The 2097-nt window shown below is 65.7% G+C and carries 4 protein-coding genes; 1 reads left to right on the top strand and 3 read right to left on the bottom strand.

Annotation, left to right across the window (positions count from 1 at the left end; genetic code table 11):
• Nucleotides 1-304 (bottom strand): glutathione S-transferase N-terminal domain-containing protein (locus tag MOV75_RS35800; RefSeq protein ID WP_247007705.1); only part of this gene is annotated, 304 nt, incomplete at its 3' end.
• Between the two features lie 126 nt (nt 305-430).
• On the opposite strand from MOV75_RS35800, the gene MOV75_RS35795 reads away from it, so the two are divergent.
• Nucleotides 431-853, top strand: a complete 423-nt coding sequence (locus MOV75_RS35795; protein ID WP_247007704.1) for a DUF6636 domain-containing protein — start codon at nt 431-433, stop codon at nt 851-853.
• A gap of 138 nt (nt 854-991) precedes the next feature.
• On the opposite strand, the gene MOV75_RS35790 is transcribed toward MOV75_RS35795, so the two are convergent.
• Both MOV75_RS35790 and MOV75_RS35785 read right to left on the bottom strand, forming a co-directional pair.
• Nucleotides 992-1591 (bottom strand): GNAT family N-acetyltransferase, encoded by a 600-nt coding sequence (locus tag MOV75_RS35790; RefSeq protein ID WP_247007703.1) that lies wholly within the window; start codon nt 1589-1591, stop codon nt 992-994.
• Between the two features lie 181 nt (nt 1592-1772).
• A partial coding sequence (locus tag MOV75_RS35785; RefSeq protein ID WP_247007701.1) for an FGGY-family carbohydrate kinase occupies nt 1773-2097 on the bottom strand: 325 nt, incomplete at its 5' end.

The following is a 2097-nucleotide window of genomic DNA, read 5'->3' as shown; positions in this document are numbered from 1 at the left end:
CGAGGCCGGACGCGAGCGCGCAGATGCGCAAGTGCTTGCGCCGCTCGGCGCCGCTCCGCGGCAGCATCGCCTTCGCGTCGCCGACGAGGTCGTCGAGATAATCCAGGATGATGGTGCTCTCGATCAGCGCCTCGCCGTCGTCGAGCACCAGGGTCGGCACGCGCCGCAGCGGATTGTACGGAGCGATCTGGTCGGCATCGCCGAAGGTCGACCACGGTCTGTGCTCGAAGGCGAGGCCGTAAAGCTTCAGCGCAATCGCGACGCGGCGGACGAAGGGAGAATCATATTGGCCGATCAGGAACATGGTTCGCGCTCGCGTGTCCTGGCCGGGCTCGACCCGGCCACCCATCTTTTTCACGAGCCCATTATAGAATAGGGATGGATGCCCGGATCAAGTCCGGACATGACAGAGCCGGACGCAGGAGCATGCATGATGCGGCGATATGCAATGATCGGACTTGGCGTCGCCGTGCTCACCGCGGCGAGCCCTGCCCGCGCCCAGGATCGCCCGATCGGCTTTCTGACGCCCTCGAAAAACATCGTCTGCCAGTTCTTCAGCGATAACGGCCAGGGCGTGCTCCGCTGCGACATCATGAACATGGAGACCCGCCCGCGCCGCCCCGCCGATTGCGAGCTCGATTATGGCCACGCCTTCGAGATGAGCGCGAAGGGAGCCGCGGGCCGCATCTGCGCCGGCGACACCGTGATGGATCCCTCGCTGCAGGTGCTGGCCTATGGCGAGGTGTGGCAGCGCGGGGGATTTACGTGCCGGTCGGAGCAGAGCGGGCTGACGTGCTTCAATGCGATGCAGCGGGGATTTTCGCTGGCACGGGGGAAGCAGGAGGTGTTTTGAAGCGTCGCCCGCACCGTCATTGCGAGCGAAGCGAAGCAATCTCCGCGGTGGCAGTCTGGATTGCTTCGTCGCAAGAGCTCCTCGCAATGACGGTGGGGAGAGACCGACTCAGCCCAGATTTCGCTGCACTCTTCCGGGCTACGGCGAGTCGATGATCGGCACATGCCGCGCCGCATCGCGTGGCGCCGTACCGTCGAGGCGCGGATCGTCGGCAATCTCGATCTGGCGGCGGAACGGGCGGAAGCCGGAGCGTTGGTAGAACGCGACTGCTGACGGATGGTCCAAAGTGCAGGTGTGCACCCAAACGCGGCTGACGTTGCGTGACCACGCGATCTCCAGCGCGCGGTTCATCAGGAAGCGGGCGGCGCCGGTGCCGATCAGCCCAGCGGTGACGCCGAAATAGACCAGCTCGCACTGGCCGGGCTCGCGGAAGTCGAGTTCGAGCAAGCCTTCGTCGCGGCCGTCCGCGACCAGTGCGTAGACTTCAATGCCCGGTGCGTGGATGATCGCGGCAAGCTCGGTGTCGTTCATGCGTGGTCGCGAGAACCACAGCCAGTCCTCGCCGACGCGGCGGAAGAGATCGCGGTACCAGGGAAGCGCGGGCGCATCGACCTTGCGCAGGGTCCAGGCGCCGGGGGGATCGTCGCGACGCGCGGGAGGTACAATCATCTCCAGATGCGTGACGACGGCTGCGATCTTGCCGGCGGGGACGTCGGAATAGCCGTCGGGAAGGATCATTCTTATTCCCGTTTCACGACGCGCCATATCGAAATCGAACGGCGACGACGGACGCATCCGCGCCGTCATTGCGAGCGGAGCGAAGCAATCCAGAGCGCCTCCGCAGACCGCGTCGGGATTGCTTCGTCGCAAGGGCTCCTCGCAATGATACTGTGGAGGCAGCCGCGCAACCCATCCTGCTTTACTCCCCCTCGTCGCTCGCGAGCACGCCCTTCACCGCGCGTGCCCATCCCGCAAGCTTCCGCTCCCTGGTCGCCTGACTCATGTTCGGCTTGAAGCGGTGCTCCAGGCGCCAATTGTCGGCGAATTTGGTCGGCTCAGGATAGACGCCGGCGTTGAGACCGGCGAGATAGGCGGCGCCCAGCGCGGTGGTTTCCTGGATCACGGGGCGATCGACCGGGGCGTCGAGCAGATCGGCGAGGCGTTGCATGGTCCAGTCCGACGCCGTCATGCCGCCGTCGACGCGGAGCACGACGCTGGCCGTTTCCGAGCTCGGCCAGTCGGCG

It is taken from the genome of Bradyrhizobium sp. PRIMUS42 (assembly GCF_023006515.1).
Classification (GTDB): Bacteria; Pseudomonadota; Alphaproteobacteria; order Rhizobiales; family Xanthobacteraceae; genus Bradyrhizobium.
This window is presented reverse-complemented; position numbering and strand designations above follow the sequence as displayed.